The following is a 23,503-nucleotide window of genomic DNA, read 5'->3' on the forward strand; positions in this document are numbered from 1 at the left end:
TCCCCCCAGGATATTTTTGCCGAAAAGAAAGCGGGGCAGACTAGGGGGAGGGCGCGCGGGCTAGGGGCAGGGTTTCAAGGTGAGGGGGGGGCCGGGTTTGGTGCCAAGATCTTGGCAGCCGCTTGTGGTGCAAAGATGCCAGCCCGCGCCAGTGGCGCCCGAGGCAGCCAGCGTAAGGCGCGGGACCGATTGATCGGGGCGCCAGACCCACCAGCCGTTTTCCAGGGTGGCGTCATCGGCAGGCTCCATGCCCGCGCCCGAGCCTTTGATCGCGACGTGGGTCAGGGTCAGGGTCGGGCCGGTGATTTGCCACGATTCGACCCAGTCAATTTTTTCGACCGAATGGGTCCAGCGCAGGGTAAAGTCTGGGGAGGAGAGGGTGAGCAGGGCTGCCCCCACCATCAGGCAAGTGGTCATGGCCTGGCCGGTTTTCGGCGCAGCCAGATCAGCGCCATGAATGCCGCGACAAGGGCGAAGCCGATTTCACCTGTAGCGGGGAGCGCGGCGATCAGGCTGCCTGCGGCGGCGACGGCCAGGATGCGTTCCCACAGGGCCAGCGGCCTGCCGAGCCAGCCAATGACCGCAGTGCCCCAGAGCCCGATCGCAAGCACGGCCTTCAGCACGATATAGGCCACGGCCGGGGCAAAGCCGATTGCTTCGGCCAGCGCACCGCCGGGTTGCAACATCAGCGCCGGGGTATAGACTGCCATGAACGGGATCACAAAGCCGGCGGCAGAGATTTTGATGGCTTGCATGGAGATACGCAGCCCGCTTTCCTTGGCGATCGGGGCGGCGGCGAAGCAGGCAAGCGCCACCGGGGGGGTCAGATCAGCGAGGATGCCGAAGTAGAACACGAACATATGGCTGACAATCAGCGGCACGCCAAGTTCCAGCAGTGCCGGGCCTGCAATGGCCGAGGTGATGATGTAATTCGGGATGGTCGGGATGCCCATACCGAGGATGATGCAGGTGATCATGGTCAGCACCAGTGACAGGATCAGGCTGTCACGACCGACCGAGACGATGAAGCTGCCAAAAGTATTGGCGACGCCGGTCAGGGTCATGGTGCCGATGATGATGCCGACCAGCGCGCAGGCGATGCCGACGGGCAGCGCGGTTTTGGCCCCTTCTGCCAGTGCATCGCGGCAGATACCAAGGGTTTCGCGCCCTCCTTTGTTTAGGGCGTTCCCTGCGACAAGGGCGGCGATTGCCGTCATGACGACCCAGATACCGAGCTTGAAGAAGGCGGCTGCGACCAGACCAAGGGCGATCCAGAAAAGGACGCGGATGATGCCTTTGGGCAGGTTCAGAACGGCGGCCGCACCGAGAATAAGCAGCGCGGTAAGGGCAAGGCCGATGGTGCCTGCATAAAGCGGTGTATAGCCCGAAAACAGCAGGTAAACCAAGACCGTGAGGGGCAAGATCAGATGCCAGCCTTCGCGGATCGCGCGGCGCGGCGAGGGAAGATCAGCGATGGCCATGCCCAACAGGTTGGCGCGGCCTGCCTCCAGATGCACCATCCAGAAGGCGGAGGCGAAATAGAGGATGGCGGGGATGAGCGCGGCGGTGACCACCTCAAAATATTCCACGCCCAAGGTTTCGGCCATGATGAAGGCAACGGCGCCCATGACGGGGGGCATGATCTGGCCGCCCATGGAGGCTGTCGCCTCGACCCCGCCGGCAAAGGTGGGGCGGTAGCCAAAGGATTTCATCAGGGGAATGGTGAACTGGCCAGTGGTCACCACATTGGCCACGCCCGAGCCAGAGATGGTGCCCATCAGGCCAGAGGACAGTACCGACACTTTGGCCGGGCCGCCCTGCTTGTGCCCGACAAGGCCAAGCGAAACATCGGTGAACAATTTGATCATCCCGGCTTTTTCCAGAAAAGAGCCGAAGAGGATGAACAGGAAAATATAGGTGGAGGAGACATAGATCGGGATGCCGTAAATACCTTCGGTGCCAAAGGCCATGTGGTCGACGACCTGAGAAAAATCATAGCCGCGATGGTTGAACGGGCGCGGCAGGTATTGGCCGAACAGGCAGTATGACAGGAACAGGCCGGAAATGATTGGCAGGGCTGGCCCCATCAGCGCCCAGGCGGCGGCAAACACGGTGAACAAGGCGATGCAGCCAATGATGATGTCGCGGGTCATGGGGTCGCCCGCGCGCATGATCAGCGGCACATATTCCCACCATTGATACAGCGCCACCGTAACGCCGAGGGCGGCCATCGCCCACCCAATCGTCCGGGCGGTGTTGGAGCCGCTTTTCAGGATGGCGAGCAGCGGAAAGCCCAGCAGCATCAGGAAACCCACATGAAAGGCGCGGGTGATCTGGCTTGCGAAATCAATAAGATGGGCGGCAGTGGCGATCTGGAAGGCAGAAAATGTAACGGCGATCCAGAACAGGATACGCCCTTCGGTGCCCGGCGGAAAACCCGAAGACAGCGGGTCGTGATGCGCCACTGCGCCATCGGTTTGTGATTGGGTGTCTTGCACGGTTTGCGCCCTTTTCCAGTGACAAAGAGGGGGCGGCCCCCGCTGTGAAAGGCCGCCCCCGTGACTGAATCGTCTGGCTTACTTGATCACGCCAACTTCGCGGTAATACCGTTCGGCGCCGGAATGCAGCGGAATCGGCATGCCGTTCAGTGCGGTATCAAGCGTGATCTGCTCGGCCGATTTATGGGCCGCAACCAGGGTTGGCAGATTTTCAAACATCAGTTTGGTCATCTGATAGGCGGTTTCATCCGAAACATCCTCATGCGTCACGAAAAAGTTCATGACGGCCACGGTAGGCACATCTTCGGCCTGGCCTTCATAGGTTCCGGCGGGGATGATGCCTGCCACGAAAGGCGCGCCCAGCACGTCGACGACCTCGGCAGGAACCGAAACGATTGTGGTCGCCATCGAGGTTGCAAGATCCTTGATCGAGGCCACGCCAACGCCTGCGGATTGCAACGACGCGTCAAGCTGGCGGTTCTTTTGCAGCTCTACCGATTCTGCGAAGGGCAGATATTCGACTTTGCCCATGTCCTCATAGCTCATTCCTGCCGCTTCAAGAATGGCGCGGGCGTTCAGCTCGGTCCCGGATTTCGGCGCACCAACCGACAGGCTTTTGCCTTTCAGATCGGCCAGGGTCTTGATGCCGCTTTCGGCGGTTGCGGCGATCTGGATATAGTTTGGATAGGCGGCAGCGATCCCGCGCAGCTTGGACAGCGGCGCCTTGAAGCCGGCGTCGGCATTGCCTTCCCAGGCAAATTTCACCGAATCGCCCAGCGCCAGCGCCAGTTCGCCCTTGCCCTGTTGCAGCAGGTTCAGGTTTTCAACACTGGCTTTGGTCGACTGCACCTGTGCCTGCACATTGTCCATTTTCGCGCCGTAAAGCGTGGCAAGGGCAGAGCCGACGGGGTAGTAAACGCCCGAGGTGCCGCCGGTCAGAACGTTGATGAATTCCTGAGCATGCGATGCTGCCGGGGCGGATGCAATAACGGCACCGGCCAAAAGGCTGCGCAAGGTTGCGGTCATTTTTGACATAGGGTCCTCCTCCTGGATGTAACTGTCACGGTTCAAGCGCGTGATCATGCCCGAGTGTGGGCAAGTCGGGCGCAATGCTCAATGGCTATTGGCAAAAAAATGCACGCAGACGGCCAAGAGATGCCTGAAGCGGTGGCAAAACCGTGCCAAGGGGCAGGATCAGCTTTGTTTTGCCAGAAAATCCATTACCGCGGGGCGCACGGTTTCGACGCCCTTTGCACATTCAGCGTCGATGATGCGGTGCAAGGCGCCAAGATCGCTGCGGCGGATCAAGCTTTTTACCGGGCCAATAGAGGCGGGGCGCATCGACAGGTTTTGCAAACCCATTGCGGCCAGAACCACCGCCTCAACCGGGCGGCCCGCATCTTCGCCGCAAAACGAAAGGGTGGTGCCGGTTTCAGCGCAACGCGCAACAATATGGCGGATGAGATCAAGGAACGAGGCGTTCAAGGTGTCGTAGCGGCGGCGTACCCGTTCGTTTTCGCGGTCAGCGGCAAAGAAGAATTGCTTCAGATCATTGCCACCAATGGAAATGAAATCTGCCGCTTCGAAAAATGCGCGCGGGGCAAAGGCGAGGCTGGGGGTTTCCAGCATGGCCCCTATTTCAAGCTGCGCCGGGATCGCATGGCCAAGCGCGGCCTCGCGGTCAACCTGGCGCAGAACATGGGCGCGGGCATCAAGATATTCGGCATATTCAGCGATAAAAGGGAACATGATCGACAAAGGGCGGCCCGCCGCCGCGCGAATAAGCGCCTGGGCCTGCATCCGCAATACACCGGGTTTATCAAGACCCACACGGATCGCGCGCCAGCCCATCGCGGGGTTCGGCTCATCCTGGGGTTTCATATAGGGCAGCACCTTGTCAGACCCGATATCAAGCGTGCGGAAGGCCACGCGGCGGCCATTGGCAGCATCCATGACGCGGGCATAGAGCCGGGCCAATTCATCCCGCTTTGGCATTTTATTGCGGATCAGGAATTGCAGTTCGGTGCGAAACAGGCCCACGCCATCCGCCCCCGAGCCTTCCAGGCTGGGCAGATCGGCCATCAGCCCCGCATTCATTTGCAAGCTGATCAAACGGCCATCTTGCGACAGCGCAGGTTTGTCGCGCAAACCGGCATAGCGTTGCTGCGCCTGCGTTTGCATCGCGATTTTATCGCGAAAGGCGGTGGCAACCAATTCTTCGGGGCGCAGGTGAACAAACCCCTGATCGCCATCAACCAGAATATGGTCTCCGTTCAGCGCCTCAATGGTAATGCCTTCGGCATGGATCACCAGCGGGATTGCCAAGGCCCGCGCCACGATCGCGGCATGAGAGCCAACCGAGCCTTCGGACAATACCACACCGCGCAGTTTGCGCCCGTATTCCAAAAGTTCGGCAGGGCCGATATTGCGGGCAACCAGAACCGGGTTTTCCGGCAACTCGGCCCCGGTATCGCGGCCTTGCCCGGTCAGAATGCGCAGCAGACGGTTTGACAGGTCATCAAGATCGTGCAGGCGGTCACGCAAATAGGCGTCGGGCACCTGCGACAGGCGCGCACGGGTGGCAGATTGCTCTTTTTCCACTGCGGCCTCGGCGGATAGGCCGGCCTGAATATCCTCTTCCATCCGGCGCAGCCAACCGCGGGAATGGGCAAACATACGATACGCCTCAAGCACCTGTTTTTGGTCTTTATCAAGGCTTTGGGCGGCCAAAAGATCATCGACCGAAACCCGCAACTCTCCGACGGCGGCGCGGATGCGAACCAGTTCGGCCTCGGCATCATCCGACACCGGGTTGGTGATAACCACGCGCGGCTCATGCAGCCAGACCTGGCCTTCGGCGCTGCCTTCCTGGCCTGTGCCGCCGCGAATCATGACGGGTTGCTTGTGCAGGGCGCCAAGGGCCTCTCCCTCTCCCTCGCCATTGAACGCGCCCAGCTCGGTCATCTCGGCCAAAACCATGGCGACAACCTCCAGCGCGTAGACCTCATCGTCAGAATATTGCCGCGCGGCGCGTGACTGCACCACCAAAACCCCCAGCTTTTCGCCGACGCGCTGGATGGGAACACCAAGGAACGAAGAGTAAATCTCTTCGCCGGTTTCGGGCATGAAGCGAAAGCCTTTTTCAGACGGCGCGTTAGCGGTGTTTACCGGAATGGCGCTGCGGGCGACGCGACCAACAAGCCCTTCGCCCAGACGCAGCCGGGTTTTATGGACCGATTCGGGGCGCAAGCCCTCCGTGGCACATAGCTCCAGCGTTTCCTCGTCGCGAAACAGGTAGATAGAGCACACTTCAGTGTGCATCGAATCTGCAATGAGGCTGGTGATACGGTTCAGCCGCTCCTGGCCGTGGCCCGGTTCGGCAAGGCTGTCACGCAAACGTCGCAGAAGCTTGCGGCTGTCGTCTTCACTGCGGTCTGGCATGGCTCTCCGGATTGGAACTGCGGGCTGCGGATCAGCCCGCCTTGTCCAATTCAAACGCATCATGCAGGGCTTGGACGGCAAGTTCCATATATTTTCGGTCAATAAGTACCGAGATTTTGATCTCGGAGGTGGAAATGACCTTGATATTGATGTTCTCGGTCGAAAGTGCCTTGAACATCGTCGCTGCAACCCCTGCGTGTGACCGCATGCCGATGCCCACAACCGAAACCTTGGAAACATCGCTGTCAATGTTCAGGTATTCAAAGCTGATCGAGCCCGCCGCCTTGGCGTCTTCCATGGCTTTGCTGGCGCGGGCAACCTGATTGACCGGGCAAGAAAAGGTCATGTCGGTTACTGCGCCGCCTGCGGCCTTTTCCGAAATATCCTGCACGATCATGTCAACATTCACCCCCGCCTCGGACAGGGGGCCAAAAATCGCAGCGGCGATGCCGGGGCGATCTTCGACGGTTACAAGGGTGATCTTTGCCTCATCCCGCGAATAGGCGACGCCAGAAACAACTTTCGATTCCATGATTTCATCCTCGTCACACAGAAGAGTACCAGAATTTTCATCGCTATCCCCGAATGAGGACAGCACCCGCAGCGGCACCTTGAAACGCATCGCCAGTTCAACCGACCGGGTTTGCAGCACCTTTGCACCAAGCGAGGCAAGCTCCAGCATTTCTTCAAAGGCGATACGGTCCAGCTTGCGGGCCTTGTCGGTGATGCGCGGGTCGGTGGTATAAATACCATCAACATCGGTATAAATATCACAGCGCTCTGCCTTGAAGGCGGCGGCAAAGGCCACGGCGGTTGTATCCGATCCGCCGCGCCCCAGCGTGGTGATGCGGCCTTCTTGGGAAACACCTTGGAATCCGGCGACCACGGCAACCTTGAAACCTTCGGCAAACTTGCTGTTGATATTATCGGTCGGGATGGATTTGAACCGCGCCGACGAATGCGCCGAGGTGGTGTTGATCGGCACTTGCCAGCCCTGCCAACTGCGGGCGGGTACATCCATTTCCTGCAAGGTCAGCGCCAGCAACCCTGCGGTGACATTCTCGCCCGAGGACACTACGGCATCATATTCGCGCGCGTCGAACAAAGGCGAGGTCTGTTCGACCCAGCCAACCAACTCATTGGTTTTGCCCGACATCGCGCTGACGATGACAATAACGTCATAGCCGCGATCCACCTCACGCTTTACCTTTAGCGCGACATTTTTGATGCGCGCCAGATCGGCAACCGAGGTGCCCCCAAATTTCATGACAAGAACCGGCATAGATCCCTCTTTCGGCCCCTAAACTTTGCGCGCTTTTATGCGGCAATTGTGGCGGGTGCAAGGGGCGCGTCTTGTCGCAGACCCCTGCTGATTTCATTTTGGAAAAATACCTGCACCCCGTGATCGGCCAAAGCGGTTCAGCCAAGGTCCAATGCACGCCAACCAATGTCGCGGCGGCAAAAGCCACCGGGCCAGTCAATCGCATCAACCATTGCATAGGCGCGGCGGTGGGCGGCGTGCAGGCTGTCTCCGCGTGCGGTTACGGTCAGTACGCGGCCGCCGATAGCCGTGATCTGGCCCGCCTCTGTGGCGGTGCCTGCGTGAAACACCATGTTGAAACTGTCCTCGGGCAAATCGCCCAATCCCGCAATCACGCTGCCTTTTTCAACCTTGCCCGGATAGCCATTCGCGGCCATGACAACCGTCAGCGCATGGTCTTCGGCCCATTTCACCTTTGCGCGCGCCAAATGCCCCTGGGCGCAGGCCAGCAGCAAATCCAGCACCTGCGCGCCCAGACGCATCATCAAGACCTGACATTCCGGGTCGCCAAAGCGCACGTTGTATTCCACCAGCCGGGCGTGGCCGTCCTTGATCATCAAGCCGGCATAAAGCACGCCTTGAAACGGTGTGCCGCGCCGTGCCATTTCTGCCACGGTGGGCCGCACGATCTGCGCCATCGCCTGTTCCATAATCGCATCGGTCAGCACCGGCGCCGGGCTATAGGCCCCCATGCCGCCGGTATTGGGGCCAGTATCGCCGTCGCCCACGCGCTTGTGGTCCTGGGCGGTGCCGATGGGCAGGCAATTCACCCCATCCGACAAGATGAACAGGCTGGCCTCCTCGCCCTCCATGAACTCCTCAATCACCACTTCCGCGCCCGCAGCCCCAAAGGCCCCGCCGAAAATCTCGTCAATACCGGCCAGTGCCTCGGGCAATGTCATGCCCATGATCACGCCTTTGCCAGCCGCCAAGCCATCGGCCTTGATGACCAAAGGCGCGCCCGTTTCGGTCACATAGCGCTTTGCGGCATCGGCATCGGCAAAATGGGCATAGCCAGCGGTCGGGGCCGCACAGGCATCACAAATCTGTTTGGTAAAGGCCTTGGATGCCTCTAGCCGTGCGGCGGCTGCCGAGGGGCCAAAAGTCAGGATACCTGCGGCGCGGGTCGCATCGGCAATGCCAGCGGCCAGGGGGGCCTCGGGGCCGATCACCACAAAATCGACGGCGTTTTCTTCGCAGAAGGTTACAACCGCCGCGCTGTCCATAATGTCGAAATCGGCACATTCGGCCAGCATCGCAATGCCCGCATTGCCTGGCGCCACGATCAGCCGATCACATTTCGGGTTTTGCTTTATCGCCCAGGCAAGGCTGTGTTCGCGCCCGCCACTTCCCAAAATCAAGATATTCATGGCATCCCCGCTTGGCCTTTGTTGGCAGGCGTTCTAAAGTCTGTCGGTGCGGATCACAAGAAGGGTGCATATGTCTGACCTGTTCGAAGACGCCCCCAGTGGCAATCTTGGCGGCAATTCACCTGAATTCACGGTGTCGGAGCTGTCCGGCGCGGTAAAACGCATGATCGAGGGCGAATTCGGCCTTGTGCGCGTGCGCGGTGAGGTCGGGCGGGTGTCGCGCCCCGCCTCCGGGCATATGTATTTCGACCTGAAAGATGATCGTTCGGTGATTGCCGCGATCAGCTGGAAAGGCCAGGTTTCCAAGATGGAGGTCAGGCCCGAGGAAGGGATGGAGGTCGTGGCCACGGGCCGCATGACCACCTTTCCGGGCCAGTCAAAATATCAGTTGATCGTGGAAAGCGTTGTCCCCGCAGGGGCTGGCGCCTTGATGGCGATGCTGGAGGCGCGGCGCAAGGCACTGGCGGCGGAAGGGCTGTTTGACGCGGGGCGCAAACGGGCCTTGCCGTATTTGCCCAAGGTTATCGGGGTGATCACCTCGCCTTCCGGGGCGGTTATCCGCGATATTCTGCACCGTTTGCGCGACCGTTTCCCGCGCCATGTGCTGATCTGGCCGGTGGCGGTGCAGGGGCAGGCCTGCGCACCCGAGGTGGCCGCGGCGATCCGTGGTTTCAACGCGATCAAGCCGGGGGGGCCTGTGCCACGCCCAGACCTGATCATCGTGGCGCGCGGTGGTGGGTCTTTGGAGGATCTGTGGGGCTTCAACGAGGAAATCGTGGTGCGGGCGGCGGCGGAAAGCCAGATTCCGCTGATCTCGGCTGTCGGGCATGAAACCGACACCACGCTGATTGATTACGCCAGTGACCGACGGGCACCAACCCCTACGGCTGCCGCCGAAATGGCGGTGCCGGTACGGATGGAATTGATTGCGGGCCTTGATGGGCAGGGCGCGCGGCTGAGCCGGGCGATCGTGCAGGGGGTGGGGCTGCGGGGCCAGCGCCTGCGCGATCTTGGCCGCGCTTTGCCACGGCTGGACAGTTTGACACAAGGCGCAGCACAGCGGTTTGATTTGTGGTCGGGGCGGCTTGGCGGGGCTTTGGTGCTTGCGACCAGTGCCAAGCACAGCGCGCTGGACCGGGTGGCGGCCCCGATGCGACCCCGGTTGTTGCTGGATCTGGTGGCGCGGCGACGCGACCGGCTGGAGGAGCGCGGCCGTGCGCTGGCGCAGGTCCAGACGCGGCGGATGGAGCGGGTAAACGAGCGCCTTGGCCTGCTGTCGTCGCGGTTGCCGCCTGCGCTGGACCGGGCTTTTGCCGATGCCGCGCGCGAGCTTGTGCGGTCGCGTGAGAAACTGGCGGGGCTGGGCGCGCGCTTGGAAACCGCCCCCGCGCAGCGCCTTGCCGATCTGGGCAAACGGCTGGAGGCATTGGACCGCACCCGGCAAACGCTGGGCTACCGCGAAACCTTGTTGCGCGGCTATGCGGTGGTGCGCGGTGCGGCAGGGGTGGTCACGTCCAAAGCCGAGGCCGAGAGCGCAGGGCCACTGGAAATCGAGTTCCATGACGGGCGCTTGGCGCTTGCAGACGGACCTGCCAAGCCGAGCAAACCCACCCCGCCGAAAACCCCGCCTGCATCACCCGGCGAACAGGGCAGTCTGTTCTAAAGCGTGTCGCGCCCCATCCGCTTCGTTTCGGCCTTGGCTTGAAAAAAGGACGGACACAGTTCGCGGTGAAATCCATGATTTCAGACAGCGCTTTGTGATTCAGGTTCAAGGCGAAACGCATTGGCGTGGTTGATACCTGTCAGCTTGCCGCATGAGCGCCCCGATTTTTCTACGAAAAATCACCTGGCACCTGGGGGGCGCGTGCGGCGTTGAACGCAAGTGCAGTTTTGCACAAAAGAACCGATCCCCCAATGGCCAACCAAGCAGCGCCTTTGGGGGAGGGACGATGCGAAGGGGGCGGGGCGGGGGCCAGAGCGGCTTTATACCCCGACATCCGGCCCGGTACAGGCCAGAGGCTCTGACGTTTGATTGACCTCTTTCAATTGGGTGTCTGGTGGGTTTGACACAAACCGCGCCATCAGCTTGCCTTCGCTGATCTGAAAGGTCCAGCATTGCGGGGTGGCGTCATGCTCATAAACAAAACAAATCTCGCCGGCATCTTCGTACCAGTGGCCGATATGGCAGGTATCATCCACAAACGCCCAGCGAACCCGGCGGTTGGGCAAGTATTGCTCGACCCCGTAAACCTGACCTTCCGACGCATAGGTAAGGGTTTTGCCGGTGGCGTAGGCCTCAAACTCTTTGCCGGTCATGGTGGTCTGGGCAGAGGCGGCCGCGCCGGACAGCAGGGCAAGGGACAGGGTGAAAGCGCGCATGGGGGGCCTCTCATTGCGATCTGGATTTGGGCAGGATGCCTGAAAGCGCCAGGGATTTCCAGTCACAGCTCCGTTTGGGCTGCGCTGTTGTCTTGCCAGCCTTGCAAAGGCCGCGCCATGATGCGCTGCCAGCGGCGCGGCGCAAGGGCCAACGCACAGCAAAGCGGCAAGGGATAGGGCAGGTAGGGTGCCTTTTCCTGTGCGGGCAGGCGCAGCGCCGGGTAGGGGCGGTTGGGGTGGGCGTGATGGTCGGAATGACGCGGCGCATTCAGCATCAGCGCCGAGGAAAACCAATGCGGCGCGTTCCAACTATGCCGCTCATTCACCGGTTCCAGTTTGCCATTGGGCAGCGTGGCGCGTAGCAGCCCGTAATGCTGGACGTAATCGGCCAGCAACAACTGGCTGTGGCCGTAAATCGCAAGGCCCAGCCAGACCAGCAGCCCGCCAATCCCTGCCAGCGCAAAGCCCAGTGCCAAAGAGGCCGCCGATATCAGCCCATAGATATAATAGGGATGCACAGCCTTGCCCCGCCGCAATGCGGCTTCGGCCTGCCAGCCTGCACGGAACGAGCCGGCCCAGGCGCGCGGCCAGAATTGGTAAAAGCTTTCGCCACGCCGCGCGGTGTTGGGGTCGGCCAGACTTGCGGCATGGCGGTGATGCACCAAGCGATGCGCCGAGCTGTGATGGCCAAACAGCATCGTCGCGTAAACGGTAACGCCCAAGGCATAAAGCGCGCGGTTGCCACGGTGGATCAATTCATGCGCGCAGGGGTTGGATACCTGCCCGAACCATTGCCCCGCCGCGAGTGCCAACAGCCCGCGTTCCCATAGCGCAAGCCCGCTTGGCCCGGCAACCGCCCATGTGACCAGCGGAAAAGCGACCAGATGCGCCAGTGCCAAGGCGACCAGCAAGACATTCGCCGCAGGAAACTCTGCCCCTTCGGGCGCATCAGGCATGACCACCGGCACGAATTGGTCCATTAACACGGTAAACAGCCCCATATACCCAAGTGCCAACAGCCCCCACCCGCCGCCAAACGGCACGGCGAGGCATAGCAGCCCAAAGGGCGTCAGGGCGGCCAGAGCAAAGAGGAACATTCGCGGCATCAAGCCTTGCTTTCCTTGGGGGGGCGCCTTTTGCATGGCAAGCCACGGGTATTCGCGCCTAACATAGCGACAGGACGGTGAGAGGAAAGTGAAATGATCCTTCAGTATTGGATGGGTGCGGCGGCAGGGCTTGCCGTGGTTTATGGCGCGGGCTATTGCTGGCGGGCGGGGTCAAACTGGCCACGCAGTGCGATCAAAACCGGCGCCATGGCGTTTCTGGCGCTTGCCGCCGCAGCGCTGGATGCCCCGATCTGGGTTGTGGCCGGGCTTGGCCTTGGGGCGTTGGGGGATTTTTTTCTGTCGCGGCCCGGAACCAGGGCTTTTCTGGCAGGTATGGCTGCCTTTGCTGCGGGGCATTTGGCCTATACGGTTTATTTCATCGGGTTGGCGGGCGCGGCGGCCCCCTATGCGGTGCCTTTGGCGCTGGTGCTGATCGCCCTTGCCGCCTCGACCGAGCTGTGGCTTGCACCGCACACCGGCGCGCTGCGCTGGCCGGTGCGTGGCTATGTGGCGGTGATCACGGCGATGGGGATCGCGGCGCTTGGCCAATCTGCGCCCCTTGTCCTGGCCGGGGCGGGGCTGTTCATCCTGTCGGATGTGTTGCTGGCGCTGGCCCTGTTCGTTTTCCCCACCGCGTCAAAGCGCTGGATTCTGGCGGTCACGCTTTGGGTGGCCTATTGGATGGGCCAGTTTCTTATCTTGCAAGGCGCGCTTTGGGCGGCTTAAGCCCTTTCCCTGCACGGTCGGATTGATTAGGTGAGGGGAAAGCCATTTTTCTGGGGGCAGCGATGTCGTTCTTCAAAAAACTCCGCGACAAGATGTTCCGCTCTTCGGATAAAATCTCGGAAGGGCTGGAGGCGCTGGTTGCCGAGGATGCAGTGGCGGACAAGGTGGCAAAGGCCGCGCTGCCCGAGCAAGCCCGCGCGGCCATCCCCTCGGTTTCTGCCCCTGCGGCCGGCCCCCAACCGCCAAAGCCACATGCGCCCAAACCCGGTATCCTTGGCCGGTTCATGGGGCAGGGCCCCGCCGAGGCCAAACGTGAATTTGATGATGCCATGCTGGAAAGCCTGGAGGAACTGCTGATTGAGGCCGATATGGGCGTGGAAACCGCGTTGCGTGTCACCGCCAATATCGCCGAGGGCCGGATGGGTAGGCGCGTCAGCGCGACAGAAATAAAACAAGCGCTGGCCGCCGAGGTCGCCCGTATCCTGGAGCCGGTTGCGCGGCCAATGCCGCTTTATGCCAAGCGCCCGCAGGTGGTGTTGGTTGTGGGGGTCAATGGTTCAGGAAAAACCACGACCATCGGCAAGCTTGCCAGCCAGTTCAAGGCGGCTGGAAAATCAGTGGTCATCGCGGCGGGCGATACATTCCGCGCGGCAGCGGTGGAACAGTTGCAGGTCTGGGGCCAGCGCGCGGGGGTGCCGGTGCTGACTGCACCCGAAGGGTCGGACCCGGCAAGCCTTGCCTTTGACGCGATGACAAAGGCACAGGAAAGCGGCGCCGATTTGCTGCTGATCGACACCGCGGGCCGATTGCAGAACCGGGCTGATCTGATGGAGGAGCTGACCAAGATTGTTCGCGTGATCCGCAAGAAAGACCCCGAGGCCCCGCATAACACCTTGCTGGTGCTTGATGCTACCACCGGCCAGAATGCCGTCAATCAGGTTGAAATTTTTCGCAACCTTGCCAATGTGTCGGGCCTTGTGATGACCAAGCTGGACGGCACGGCCAAGGGCGGTGTGTTGGTGGCCCTGGCGGATAAATTCGGCCTGCCGATCCATGCAATCGGCGTGGGCGAACAAATTGACGATCTCGCCGCCTTTGATCCCGAAGACTTTGCCGCCGCCCTTGTTGGGGTCGATAAATGAACCTCCTTTCTGTTCGGTTCAAATATCTTGGGGGGCCGACCATCGGGCAGCATCGGTTCAAGCCCGATGGAGGGCGGGGGCTGGCCCCCCACCGCTACGGTTGAGCGATTGGATTCGCACCCTTGAAGGCACGCCGGCAGGCCATGATCTGGCACTGGCGCTGGCGTTGCTCGCCGCTGTCTTGCACGCGCTTTTTGGCGCTTTGCAAAAGGGCAAACATGATCCCTGGATGTCGCGTGCCGCGATTGATATTTGCTACGCGCTGATCGCGGCCCCCTTTGCGCTGTTTGTCGTGCCTTGGCCAGAGCCGCATATGTGGGTGATTTTCGCCGGAGCGATGCTGATCCACGCGGGCTATAAATATCTGCAAGCCATGACCTACAGCCGTGGGGCCTATACCGTGGTTTATCCGGTGGTGCGCGGCACCGGGCCGCTGTTTGCCGTTTTGGGCGCTATGGTCTGGTTCGGCGAGCATTTTACACTGGGGCAATGGCTGGGCCTGGCGGTGTTGCTGTCGGGAATTTTCGGGCTGGCGGCCTATAATCTGCGCTATGTGGTGGTGGCCCGTGAAACATTGGTGCAGGCGCTGGGCTTTGCGGTGGCAACCGGGGCGTTTGTGGCGCTTTATACGACTTATGACGCTTACGGCATCCGCGCGACCTATGACCCGTTTACCTTTCTGGCGTGGTTTTTCATGCTGGACGGGTTTTTCATGCCGATTGTGATGCGGCGCGAATTGATGGGCCTGACGCGTGCTGTGGCGGGGCCGCTGTTTCGGCGCGGCCTGCTGGGGGCGTTTGTGGCATTTTTCAGCTTTGGCTCGATCTTGATGGCGACGCGGCTGGACAAGGTGGGCGAGGCGGCGGTGCTGCGCGAAACCTCGACGGTTTTTGCCGCATTGATTGGTTGGTTGGTGCTGAAAGAACGGGTAACACGGGGGCAACTGGGGCTGATGGCCCTGATCGCGGCCGGGGCCGTGATTGTGGAAATGATGGGATAAGACATGGCGGAACGAAAAATCAGTGGCGGGCTGAAATTGCTTTTGGAACTGGGGCCGGTGGCCGCGTTCTTTATCGGCTACATCAAACTGAAAGATCAGGTTTTCACCATTGGCGGTACGGATTACGCAGGCTTCATCGTCGTTACGGCGGCCTTCATTCCGTTGATGCTGGTTTCAACCGGGATTCTATGGGCGCTGACCGGCAAGCTGTCAAGGATGCAGATATTGACCGTGGTTCTGGTCGTGATTTTTGGCGGGCTTTCGGTTTGGCTGAATGACGAGCGGTTTTTCAAGATGAAACCGACGATGATTTACGCGCTTTTCGCAGCGATTCTTGGCTTTGGCCTGCTGCGGGGCGAATCCTATCTCAAGACCCTGATGGGAGAGCTTTTGCCGATGGAACAGACGGGCTGGCTGATACTGACCAAACGGCTCGCCTTGTTTTTCGCCATCCTTGCAGTGTTGAATGAGGTGATCTGGCGCGGATTTTCAACCGAGATCTGGGTCAACTTCAAGACCTTCGGGCTGACCGCCGCCTTGTTTTTGTTTTTCATGACCCAAAGCCGGGTTTTCGCAAAATACGGGGTTGAGAAAACCGATGAAAAGCCATGAGCCGCCTGCATGCCGGGGCTTGGGGCCGATTGAAGGTGCGGTACTGAACCCGGGCGGGCGGCAAATACCGGCGGGCGTTGACCTTGCTGCAGCTTGGGCGTAATTGGGTTTTCGTGGCGCTTTGGTACTGGATTGCGGGCCACGTTAAAAACTCCGCTAAAGAGGTTTCGGATTTTGCCCCGGCGCCTTTTGGGTTGCCGGGTTTTTCATTGAATGAAGGGCAGGGCCGATGACGAAAAACTGGAAAACACGCACGCAACTGGTCCATGAGGGCAGCCGCCGCAGCCAATATGGCGAGATGGCCGAGGCTATCTTCATGACCCAGGGCTTTGCCTATGACAGCGCGGAAGCCGCCGAAGCACGGTTCATAAAGGCCGGCCCGGATGAGTTTATTTATGCGCGCTATGGCAACCCCACGGTGCGGATGTTCGAAGACCGCATTGCCGCGATCGAGGGCACCGAAGACGCGTTTGCAACCGCGAGCGGTATGGCGGCGGTGTCGGGGGCGCTGACCTCGATGCTGAAGGCAGGCGATCATGTGGTGTCGTCGCGGGCGCTGTTCGGGTCATGCCTGTATATTCTGGAAGATGTGCTGACGCGGTTTGGCGTCAAGGTGACCTTTGTTGATGGGGCAGATCTTGTGGCGTGGGAAAAGGCCTGTGTGCCGGGCACCAAGGCCGTGTTCTTTGAGTCGATGTCGAACCCCATGCTGGAACTGGTTGATATTGAAGCGGTTGCCACGATTGCCCATAGGGTTGGTGCGGTTGTTGTTGTGGATAACGTCTTTGCCACGCCGATTTTCTCCAAGGCGGTGGCGCAGGGGGCGGATGTGGTGGTGTATTCGACGACAAAACATGTGGATGGGCAGGGCCGGGCGCTGGGCGGGGTGATTTGTGGCACGCGCGACTTTATTCGCAAGGTGGTCGAGCCCTATGTCAAGCATACCGGCGGCTCCATGAGCCCGTTTACCGCCTGGATCATGCTGAACGGGATGGCGACGCTGGATCTGCGTTGCCGGGCGATGGCCGAGGCGGCGGCGCGGGTAGCGGCGGCGCTGGAGGGCGATTCGCGGTTGGAGCGAGTGATTTATCCGGGCCTCTATAGCCACCCCCAGGCCGATTTGGCGGCCCGGCAACTGGGTTCTGGCGGCACGATGCTGGCCTTTGACATCAAGGGCGGCAAGGACGCAGCGTTCCGGTTTATGAACGCGCTGGAGATTATCAAGATTTCCAACAACCTGGGCGATGCCAAAACGATTGTGACGCATCCTTACACGACGACCCATCAACGCCTGCCCCCGGCGCAAAAGGCTGATCTGGGCATTTCGCCGGGGCTTATCAGGCTGTCGGTCGGGTTGGAGGACCCGGAGGATCTGATCAGTGATCTGATGCAGGGTTTGGCGGCGGTGTGAGCGGGGCATTGCGGGCGATGGGCTGATTTTCTTTCGCTGCAGGGCGCGGCCTGCTATGGTGAAAGCGTGCGGGGCCCGGTGTTTTGCATGTGCCGCGTTTGCGGGCCGAATTCAGGACTTTGATTTGCAATTTCAACGAAGCGAACCTAAGTCGTCACGACAGGGCTTTCTATTGGGCCGCAATCCGGTTGGGGGATGCCATGAACATTCAGGTGCCTGAGGCAGAGCAAACGCCAAGCCGTGACGCGGCAGAGGCCGCTTTGGCGGTGCTGCGGGCTTGGGCCGGCCGGGCCAGCGCCGCCGATATCGCGGCCATGGGCCCTGCGGCGCGCGCGCTATTGGGGGGCAGTTACCCGGCGCTTTGCTCGGTCTATCCAGAGGATTTCAAGGTTGACGCAGCCTATAAGGCCGATTTGCCGGATTTGCAGAATGGCCCGTCCAGCCTGATTGTTGGCGAGAAAACCTTGATCCAGCATGTCGGCATTTCCAATTTTCGCTTGCCGATCCGTTACCATACCCGCGATGGGGCCGATGTGATGCTGGAAACCAGCGTTACAGGGACGGTCAGCCTTGAAGCAGAAAAGAAGGGCATAAACATGAGCCGCATCATGCGGTCGTTTTATGTCTATGCTGAAAAATCATTTAGTTACAAAGTGATAGAACGCGCTTTGGAGGATTACAAGCGGGATCTTGACAGTTTTGATGCCCGAATCCAGATGCGATTTTCCTTTCCGATGAAGATTGAAAGCCTGCGTTCGGGCCTGTCGGGGTGGCAGTATTACGATATTGCGCTGGAATTGGTCGATGTGGGGGGCACGCGCAAAACCATCATGCATCTGGATTATGTGTATTCCAGCACATGTCCCTGTTCGCTGGAACTGTCGGAACATGCGCGCCGGACACGGGGCCAGCTTGCCACGCCGCACAGCCAACGGTCGGTCGCGCGGATCTCGGTCGAGTTGGTGGGGGATAAATGCTTGTGGTTCGAAGACCTTATTGATCTGGCGCGGGCAGGGGTTCCGACGGAAACGCAAGTGATGGTAAAGCGTGAGGACGAACAGGCCTTTGCCGAGTTGAACGCCGCCCATCCGATTTTTGTCGAAGACGCCGCGCGCAGTTTTTGCGCCCAGTTGCAGGCCGATCCGCGCGTTGGCGATTTTCGGATTGTCGCCAGCCACCAGGAAAGCCTGCACAGCCATGACGCCGTCAGCGTGTTGACGATCGGAGAAACGTTCGCCGCCACCAGTCTTGACCCCAAGCTGTTCACGACATTGTTTCATATCGGTTGATCGGGGTTTCATGTCGGCTGATCATGCCGAAATTGACCAATTGACGTTTTGATGGCGCAGCGCTACCGCTTGGCGCATCATGATAGAAATACGTCCCGTTGCCTATGTGATCGGGCGTATCCTGATCGTCTTGGCCATTTTGATGATGGCGCCGGCGTTGGTTGATTTATACGATGGCCTGCGCAATGGCTGGCGGATTTGTGAGGCTGCGCTTGTCACCGGATTTGTCGGGGTTTGTGTGGTGATGACCACGCAAAACGCCTTGCGAACCACCCTTTCCGTGAAACAAGCCTATCTGTTGACCACGGGCATCTGGACCGTGGTGCCCGCATTCGGGGCCTTGCCGTTTTATCTGGGCGCGCCGCATCTGCAATTCAGTGATGCGTATTTTGAAGCAGTCTCAGGGATTACGACCACCGGGGCCACGGTGATTTTTGGGCTGGACGAGCTGCCTGCCGGCATGAACCTGTGGCGGGGTATGCTCAATTGGCTTGGCGGGTTGGGGATTGCCTTTATCGCGATGATTTTTCTGCCGCTGATGCGCGTGGGCGGTATGCAGTTTTTTCGCACCGAAGGGTTTGAAACCTTTGGCAAAGAGCTGCCCCGTGCGACTGACCTGGCGGTAGAGCTGGCGCGGGTTTATATGCTGCTGACCGTCGCCTGTATGATCAGTTATGGGCTTGTCGGCATGACCGCGCTGGATGCGATTGTAAACGGCGCGGCGACGATAGCCACGGGTGGTTTTTCGCCGTCTGACCTGTCATTTGAGAAATATTCGGGGGCGGGCGAATATGTTGGTACGGTGTTCATGCTGTTGGGGTCGCTGCCCTATCTGCGCTATGTGCAGTTGATAAAGGGCGATGCCAAGCCGCTGTGGCGGGATGCGCAAGCGCGGGCCTATCTGCGCTGGCTTGCACTGGCGGTCGGCGTGGTGACGCTGTGGCAGATCGCCCATAGCGGCATGGCGTGGGAACCGGCGTTTCGCCAATCCTTGTTCAACCTGACCTCGATCATGTCAAGCACCGGGTTCTTTTCGGGGTCTTTTCCCGCCTGGGGCGGGTTCATGATGATCGTTGCCTTTGTGATTGGCACGATCGGCGCGTGTTCGGGGTCATCGGCTGCGGGGTTAAGCGTGTTTCGGGTGCAGGTTGCTTTGGCAGCCCTGCGCGTGCATCTGGCACAGATCACCAGCCCAAACATGGTTGCATCGGTGAAATATGATGGGCGGCGCGTGGAAAATGACGTGCTGAACGGGCTGATCCTGTTTTTTACCGGGTATATCTTGCTGATGGGGATAATGACTGTGGGGATCTCGCTAAGTGGGGTCGATACCGTATCGGCGCTGTTTGCGGCCTGGACCACATTGGGGAATGTGGGGTACGGGTTTGGCCCCCTGGTGTTGCGCACCGGGACGTTCATTGATTTTCCGCAAGGCGCGATTGCGATCATGACGGTGGCGATGCTGCTGGGGCGGTTGGGATTATTGGCGATTCTGGTGATCGTGCTGCCCAGCTTTTACCGCAGCTGAGCGCCTGATATGCGGCAAGCAGTTGACAGCCGCGCGTTGGCGCTTCAAGTCTGCGACATGCTGGATCTTCGCCCCGTCGGATATATCATCGGTCTGCTTCTTGCCACCTTGGGGGCGATGATGTTGTTTCCCATGGCGCTGGATTATATGTCAGGGGATCGCAACTGGATGGCCTTTCTGGAAGCCTCGGTCGTGACCTGTCTTGCGGGGGCATTGCTGGCCTTGTCTTGTGCCAACAGCACCAAAAAGGGCGATGGTATCACGCTGCGCCAAAGCTTTGTTCTGACGACGGGAACATGGGTGGCCTTGCCGGCATTCGGGGCCTTGCCGTTCATTCTGGGCATGCCGGATGCAACCGTGACCAACGCGATGTTTGAAGCGGTTTCGGGGATGACCACCACGGGAACCACGGTGTTTACCGGGCTGGATGCGCTGCCGCCGGGGGTGAATCTGTGGCGCGGCATTCTGCAATGGCTGGGGGGGCTTGGGATTGTTATTGTCGCCTTGATCTTTTTGCCGGTGATGAAGGTCGGCGGGATGCAGTTTTTCAGGTCCGAAGGCTTTGATACCTTGGGAAAAATCTTGCCCCGCGCGCTGGATATTTCAAGCGCGCTGATCCAGATCTACATCGTGCTGACGATTGCCTGTGCGGCCAGCTATTTCGCGCTGGGAATGAGCGGGTTTGACGCGGTGGTGCACGCATTGACCACCGTTTCCACGGGTGGTTTTTCCAGCTCTGATATCTCGTTTGGCAAATTCGCCCATTCGATGGAGATTGTGGCGATCATATTCATGCTGCTGGCGTCGATGCCGTTCATTCGTTTTGTGCAGGTGACGCAGGGAAACTTTACGCCGCTGTGGCGCGATCCGCAGGTGCGGGCCTATCTGCGCTGGAATGCCTATGCAGCGCTGGGGGTGACAGCCTATGAAATGTATCACTTCAACCGCCCGTTTCTGGAATCCCTGCGTGAGAGCAGTTTCAACATTGTCTCTACTTTTTCGGGCACCGGTTACGCCTCGATTGATCTGTCAACCTGGGGCCCTTTTCCTTTTGTCTTGCTGATCATGGTGGGGCTGATCGGGGGCTGCACCTCTTCTACCGGCTGTTCGGTCAAGGTGTTTCGATATCTCATTCTGTTTGAGGCGATTCGCGTACAGATCCGCCGGTTGCACAGCCCGTCTGCGATCCTTGAGGTGCGCTATGAAGGGCGGCGCGTCGGGAATGATGTGATCAACTCGGTCATCGTGTTTTTCACGCTGTTCATCCTGACCTTTGGCGTGGTGGCCGTGGCCCTGTCCCTGACCGGGCTTGAAACCAAAACCGCCTTTACGGCATCCTGGACGGCGGTGGCCAATATCGGCCCGGCCTTTGGGGCCGAGGTCGGGCCGACGGGGGCGGTGGATGCGTTTCCCGCAACCGCCCGCTGGATCATGATTGCGGGCATGTTGGTGGGGCGGTTGGAATTGCTGTCGGTCTATGTGCTGTTTCTTGCCCGCTTTTGGCGGAACTGACAGGGGCAAGGCCCGCCATTCATCTTGACATGAATACCTGAAGCCAAGGCGCCGGTCAGAGGGCGCAGGTTCAGGCATGGGGCCGGGGGCACGCCCCAGCCCTGCCCAACCCCTGCACTATGCCTTTATTCCCAGCACGATACCAGAACCGTCATGGATGTCGCCAGATCGGTCAAATCTTCGGGCGGCAAGGCCCCTTGGCGAATGGCGGTTTCAGGCGTGATGCCTGCGGTGGCCAGCATGGTCTTGATGCTGGCGGCATCGGCCAGAAACGAAACCTCTCCTGGCAGCACCCGGCCAGCATTGGCCGTTGCGGGTATCAACATGCCCAGCACCGCCCCCGTGCCATCAACCACCGGCCCGCCGGCATCCCCTGGCAATGAAGATAGCGACAGCCGCGCAATGCCCACCTCGCCGGCCAAACCCTTGGTATCTTCTACCGCGCCATAGGTCAGGGTGGGTGAGGGCAGGGCGTCTTCATAGCTATAGCCTGCCAGCGCCACCTCGGTGCCGATGCGCAAGCTGTCGCCGACAAAGGCGGCGATATGGCGCGGGGCAAGCGGCCGGGCGGGGGTCAGTACTGCAAGCCCGGTTGCGGGGTCTTGGGCGGCAATTGTCGCCTCGATGTCGCGGTCGATGGTGATGCGGCGGCACGAATGCAGCACCTCAACCGTGGTCAGCACCGCGCCGCTGCCGGATACAAAGAATCCGCTGCGTGACAGCAAGGGTTTGCGCACTTCCATCCCGGCCAGCAGGCTGCGGCGCTGTGCGTCATTCAGCGATACCAGCCCCGGGTCCAATGCGCGCCCACCGATGGTCTTGAAGCTGGATTGGATGGCGGCCAGCGCCCTGGCCGCCTTGGCGGCCGCCTCTGGCCGCCAGACAAGCATATAGCCTTTGATCAACCCGCCACTAAGTTCCGCAAACGCATGCGCGGCCCCCTCTGCATTGGCGGCATTGATGGTAAAGCCACTGTCTGAAAGCGCGCGCTCACCGCTGCGGGGCATCACCTCCAGCGTTTGCAAAATGTCATACAGCCCGCGCAAGGTGGCGCGATCTCCTGGCTCCGAGATCAGCACCACACGCAGGCCGGAATTGTTCTTTTCTTCGAAATGCACGAAAGGCGGCTCGTAATGGTCAAAACTGACCAGGGCCAGGGGCAGGGTGACCTCAATCCCGGCCTCTTGCTCGGTGATGGTTTCAAGGCCAAGTTCGGCAATGATTGCGCCGCGTTCGGCAATGATCTGGGCGCGCTGTCTGGTCGTCATGACGCCGGTGGGCTCATGGCCCATTGCCTCTTGCCAGGCCGCCATGGAGGCGCGGGTTCCCCGGCCAAAGGCGCCGTCGATGGCGGAATCGTAATAACCGAACCATTGCAGCGCGGTTTGCAGGTCTTTGCGCTCATCCCGCGACAGGGCGGTTTCGCTGCGTTGTGCCTCGGCAAGGGTTTCTTCTGGCTCTGGTGCCGGAAGGGTGATGACGGGTTCGGCAACGGGTTCAACCACGGATGGTGCGGCTGCAGCCATATCTTGCAGCGGCGCTATCGGGGCCGCCTGTGCCGGGGGTTGCGGTGCCAAGGGCGCTGTCGTCACCGTTTCGGGCATTACGCTGCCCGGCGCTGCGGTTTGCCCGGCCATCATGTCTGCGCTTGCTTGGGCGGTCGCATCAAGAACTGGCCCGGTCGCCGGGTCTAGGCCGATTGGCCAAAACGCATCCCGAAACTGTTCACCGCCTGCGATGAAACTATCGGCCGGGATCAGGTTGTCGCGGCGCAATTCGCGCAGCCGCGCAAGGGCGGCATCGGGGCCATAGGGGCCAAGGGCGATGGCATACCAACCCGAGGCCATCCGAAACCCGGCAACATCAAGAAAGGCGGCTGCATAGGCGCGGGCCCGTTCCTGGGCCTGATTAAGCGTTGGCTGTGCCTCTATTTGAACCCAGGCGCGGTCTTGCGCCGCAGCGACACCCCCGAACACAAAAACAAACAGCAGGGTGAAAAGTGAAAGGTAATGTCGCATGGGCATCCCGTTTTGGTGAAATCAATCGGCAATCGGTTTTCGAAACCACAAATCCGCACAGTTTACCAGAGTATCACGCGTTTTTGACGTGATTTCGATGGGCGGGGTGCTGCATGGCGGTGCATCTTTGGCGCAAGCGGTCCATTGACC

At 60.3% G+C, this 23,503-nt stretch carries 18 protein-coding genes and 1 riboswitch; of the genes, 9 read left to right on the forward strand and 9 right to left on the reverse strand.

Going from position 1 to position 23,503, the window contains the following annotated elements:
- Nucleotides 1-60: 60 nt before the first annotated feature.
- The 6 genes from VDP61_RS17425 to purD form a co-directional block, all read right to left on the reverse strand.
- Nucleotides 61-417, reverse strand: coding sequence for a DUF1850 domain-containing protein (locus VDP61_RS17425; RefSeq protein WP_323008132.1), 357 nt, complete (start codon nucleotides 415-417; stop codon nucleotides 61-63).
- On the reverse strand, nucleotides 414-2,498 hold the full coding sequence (locus tag VDP61_RS17430) for a TRAP transporter permease (protein ID WP_323008133.1): 2,085 nt from the start codon (nucleotides 2,496-2,498) through the stop codon (nucleotides 414-416). Before VDP61_RS17430 ends, VDP61_RS17425 begins: the two co-directional genes overlap by 4 nt.
- A gap of 78 nt (nucleotides 2,499-2,576) precedes the next feature.
- On the reverse strand, nucleotides 2,577-3,533 hold the full coding sequence (locus VDP61_RS17435) for a TAXI family TRAP transporter solute-binding subunit (RefSeq protein WP_323008134.1): 957 nt from the start codon (nucleotides 3,531-3,533) through the stop codon (nucleotides 2,577-2,579).
- Between the two features lie 159 nt (nucleotides 3,534-3,692).
- Complete coding sequence (ptsP, locus tag VDP61_RS17440; protein ID WP_323008135.1) at nucleotides 3,693-5,939, reverse strand: phosphoenolpyruvate--protein phosphotransferase; 2,247 nt, start codon at nucleotides 5,937-5,939, stop codon at nucleotides 3,693-3,695.
- Between the two features lie 31 nt (nucleotides 5,940-5,970).
- Complete coding sequence (locus tag VDP61_RS17445; RefSeq protein WP_323008136.1) at nucleotides 5,971-7,221, reverse strand: aspartate kinase; 1,251 nt, start codon at nucleotides 7,219-7,221, stop codon at nucleotides 5,971-5,973.
- A 137-nt stretch (nucleotides 7,222-7,358) separates the two neighbouring features.
- The gene (purD, locus tag VDP61_RS17450; RefSeq protein WP_323008137.1) at nucleotides 7,359-8,630 is read right to left on the reverse strand and encodes a phosphoribosylamine--glycine ligase; all 1,272 of its coding nucleotides are present in this window, start codon (nucleotides 8,628-8,630) and stop codon (nucleotides 7,359-7,361) included.
- A gap of 70 nt (nucleotides 8,631-8,700) precedes the next feature.
- On the opposite strand from purD, the gene xseA reads away from it, so the two are divergent.
- Nucleotides 8,701-10,293 (forward strand): exodeoxyribonuclease VII large subunit, encoded by a 1,593-nt coding sequence (gene xseA / locus VDP61_RS17455; RefSeq protein ID WP_323008138.1) that lies wholly within the window; start codon nucleotides 8,701-8,703, stop codon nucleotides 10,291-10,293.
- Between the two features lie 320 nt (nucleotides 10,294-10,613).
- Here xseA and VDP61_RS17460 read toward each other — a convergent pair whose 3' ends face one another.
- Nucleotides 10,614-11,009 (reverse strand): hypothetical protein, encoded by a 396-nt coding sequence (locus VDP61_RS17460; protein WP_323008139.1) that lies wholly within the window; start codon nucleotides 11,007-11,009, stop codon nucleotides 10,614-10,616.
- Between the two features lie 62 nt (nucleotides 11,010-11,071).
- Entirely contained in the window at nucleotides 11,072-12,106 is a 1,035-nt protein-coding gene (locus tag VDP61_RS17465) for an alkane 1-monooxygenase (RefSeq protein ID WP_323008140.1), read from the reverse strand.
- A 102-nt stretch (nucleotides 12,107-12,208) separates the two neighbouring features.
- On the opposite strand from VDP61_RS17465, the gene VDP61_RS17470 reads away from it, so the two are divergent.
- The 8 genes from VDP61_RS17470 (at nucleotide 12,209) to VDP61_RS17505 (ending at nucleotide 21,335) form a co-directional block, all read left to right on the forward strand.
- Entirely contained in the window at nucleotides 12,209-12,841 is a 633-nt protein-coding gene (locus VDP61_RS17470; protein ID WP_323008141.1) for a lysoplasmalogenase, read from the forward strand.
- A 62-nt stretch (nucleotides 12,842-12,903) separates the two neighbouring features.
- Entirely contained in the window at nucleotides 12,904-13,983 is a 1,080-nt protein-coding gene (gene ftsY, locus VDP61_RS17475) for a signal recognition particle-docking protein FtsY (RefSeq protein ID WP_323008142.1), read from the forward strand.
- 100 nt (nucleotides 13,984-14,083) lie between these two features.
- Nucleotides 14,084-14,983 (forward strand): DMT family transporter, encoded by a 900-nt coding sequence (locus tag VDP61_RS17480; protein ID WP_323008143.1) that lies wholly within the window; start codon nucleotides 14,084-14,086, stop codon nucleotides 14,981-14,983.
- A 3-nt stretch (nucleotides 14,984-14,986) separates the two neighbouring features.
- Nucleotides 14,987-15,595, forward strand: coding sequence for an inner membrane-spanning protein YciB (locus VDP61_RS17485; RefSeq protein ID WP_323008144.1), 609 nt, complete (start codon nucleotides 14,987-14,989; stop codon nucleotides 15,593-15,595).
- A 103-nt stretch (nucleotides 15,596-15,698) separates the two neighbouring features.
- Nucleotides 15,699-15,776: riboswitch (SAM riboswitch) on the forward strand.
- Between the two features lie 48 nt (nucleotides 15,777-15,824).
- Nucleotides 15,825-17,006, forward strand: a complete 1,182-nt coding sequence (gene metZ, locus VDP61_RS17490; protein WP_323008145.1) for an O-succinylhomoserine sulfhydrylase — start codon at nucleotides 15,825-15,827, stop codon at nucleotides 17,004-17,006.
- A 200-nt stretch (nucleotides 17,007-17,206) separates the two neighbouring features.
- The gene (gene folE2 / locus VDP61_RS17495; RefSeq protein WP_323008146.1) at nucleotides 17,207-18,295 is read left to right on the forward strand and encodes a GTP cyclohydrolase FolE2; all 1,089 of its coding nucleotides are present in this window, start codon (nucleotides 17,207-17,209) and stop codon (nucleotides 18,293-18,295) included.
- A 79-nt stretch (nucleotides 18,296-18,374) separates the two neighbouring features.
- The gene (locus tag VDP61_RS17500; RefSeq protein WP_323008147.1) at nucleotides 18,375-19,823 is read left to right on the forward strand and encodes a TrkH family potassium uptake protein; all 1,449 of its coding nucleotides are present in this window, start codon (nucleotides 18,375-18,377) and stop codon (nucleotides 19,821-19,823) included.
- A gap of 57 nt (nucleotides 19,824-19,880) precedes the next feature.
- Nucleotides 19,881-21,335 carry a TrkH family potassium uptake protein gene (locus tag VDP61_RS17505; protein ID WP_323008148.1) on the forward strand — a complete coding sequence of 485 codons (1,455 nt, stop codon included), beginning with the start codon at nucleotides 19,881-19,883 and terminating at the stop codon, nucleotides 21,333-21,335.
- Between the two features lie 125 nt (nucleotides 21,336-21,460).
- Here the strand turns inward: VDP61_RS17505 and VDP61_RS17510 are convergent, their stop codons facing one another.
- Complete coding sequence (locus tag VDP61_RS17510; protein WP_323008149.1) at nucleotides 21,461-23,353, reverse strand: serine protease; 1,893 nt, start codon at nucleotides 23,351-23,353, stop codon at nucleotides 21,461-21,463.
- Nucleotides 23,354-23,503: the final 150 nt, after the last annotated feature.

The organism is Pseudorhodobacter sp. (assembly GCF_034675685.1).
Classification (GTDB): Bacteria; Pseudomonadota; Alphaproteobacteria; order Rhodobacterales; family Rhodobacteraceae; genus Pseudorhodobacter.

What these genes read in the sequence shown, in the direction of transcription:
- metZ (WP_323008145.1), top strand. Translation starts at nt 15,825, where the DNA reads ATGACGAAAAACTGGAAAACACGCACGCAACTGGTCCATGAGGGCAGC.
- VDP61_RS17465 (WP_323008140.1), bottom strand. Translation starts at nt 12,106, where the DNA reads ATGTTCCTCTTTGCTCTGGCCGCCCTGACGCCCTTTGGGCTGCTATGC.
- VDP61_RS17470 (WP_323008141.1), top strand. Translation starts at nt 12,209, where the DNA reads ATGATCCTTCAGTATTGGATGGGTGCGGCGGCAGGGCTTGCCGTGGTT.
- VDP61_RS17505 (WP_323008148.1), top strand. Translation starts at nt 19,881, where the DNA reads ATGCTGGATCTTCGCCCCGTCGGATATATCATCGGTCTGCTTCTTGCC.
- purD (WP_323008137.1), bottom strand. Translation starts at nt 8,630, where the DNA reads ATGAATATCTTGATTTTGGGAAGTGGCGGGCGCGAACACAGCCTTGCC.
- ptsP (WP_323008135.1), bottom strand. Translation starts at nt 5,939, where the DNA reads ATGCCAGACCGCAGTGAAGACGACAGCCGCAAGCTTCTGCGACGTTTG.
- folE2 (WP_323008146.1), top strand. Translation starts at nt 17,207, where the DNA reads ATGAACATTCAGGTGCCTGAGGCAGAGCAAACGCCAAGCCGTGACGCG.
- VDP61_RS17510 (WP_323008149.1), bottom strand. Translation starts at nt 23,353, where the DNA reads ATGCGACATTACCTTTCACTTTTCACCCTGCTGTTTGTTTTTGTGTTC.
- VDP61_RS17500 (WP_323008147.1), top strand. Translation starts at nt 18,375, where the DNA reads ATGATAGAAATACGTCCCGTTGCCTATGTGATCGGGCGTATCCTGATC.
- xseA (WP_323008138.1), top strand. Translation starts at nt 8,701, where the DNA reads ATGTCTGACCTGTTCGAAGACGCCCCCAGTGGCAATCTTGGCGGCAAT.
- VDP61_RS17445 (WP_323008136.1), bottom strand. Translation starts at nt 7,221, where the DNA reads ATGCCGGTTCTTGTCATGAAATTTGGGGGCACCTCGGTTGCCGATCTG.
- ftsY (WP_323008142.1), top strand. Translation starts at nt 12,904, where the DNA reads ATGTCGTTCTTCAAAAAACTCCGCGACAAGATGTTCCGCTCTTCGGAT.
- VDP61_RS17460 (WP_323008139.1), bottom strand. Translation starts at nt 11,009, where the DNA reads ATGCGCGCTTTCACCCTGTCCCTTGCCCTGCTGTCCGGCGCGGCCGCC.
- VDP61_RS17485 (WP_323008144.1), top strand. Translation starts at nt 14,987, where the DNA reads ATGGCGGAACGAAAAATCAGTGGCGGGCTGAAATTGCTTTTGGAACTG.
- VDP61_RS17435 (WP_323008134.1), bottom strand. Translation starts at nt 3,533, where the DNA reads ATGTCAAAAATGACCGCAACCTTGCGCAGCCTTTTGGCCGGTGCCGTT.
- VDP61_RS17425 (WP_323008132.1), bottom strand. Translation starts at nt 417, where the DNA reads ATGACCACTTGCCTGATGGTGGGGGCAGCCCTGCTCACCCTCTCCTCC.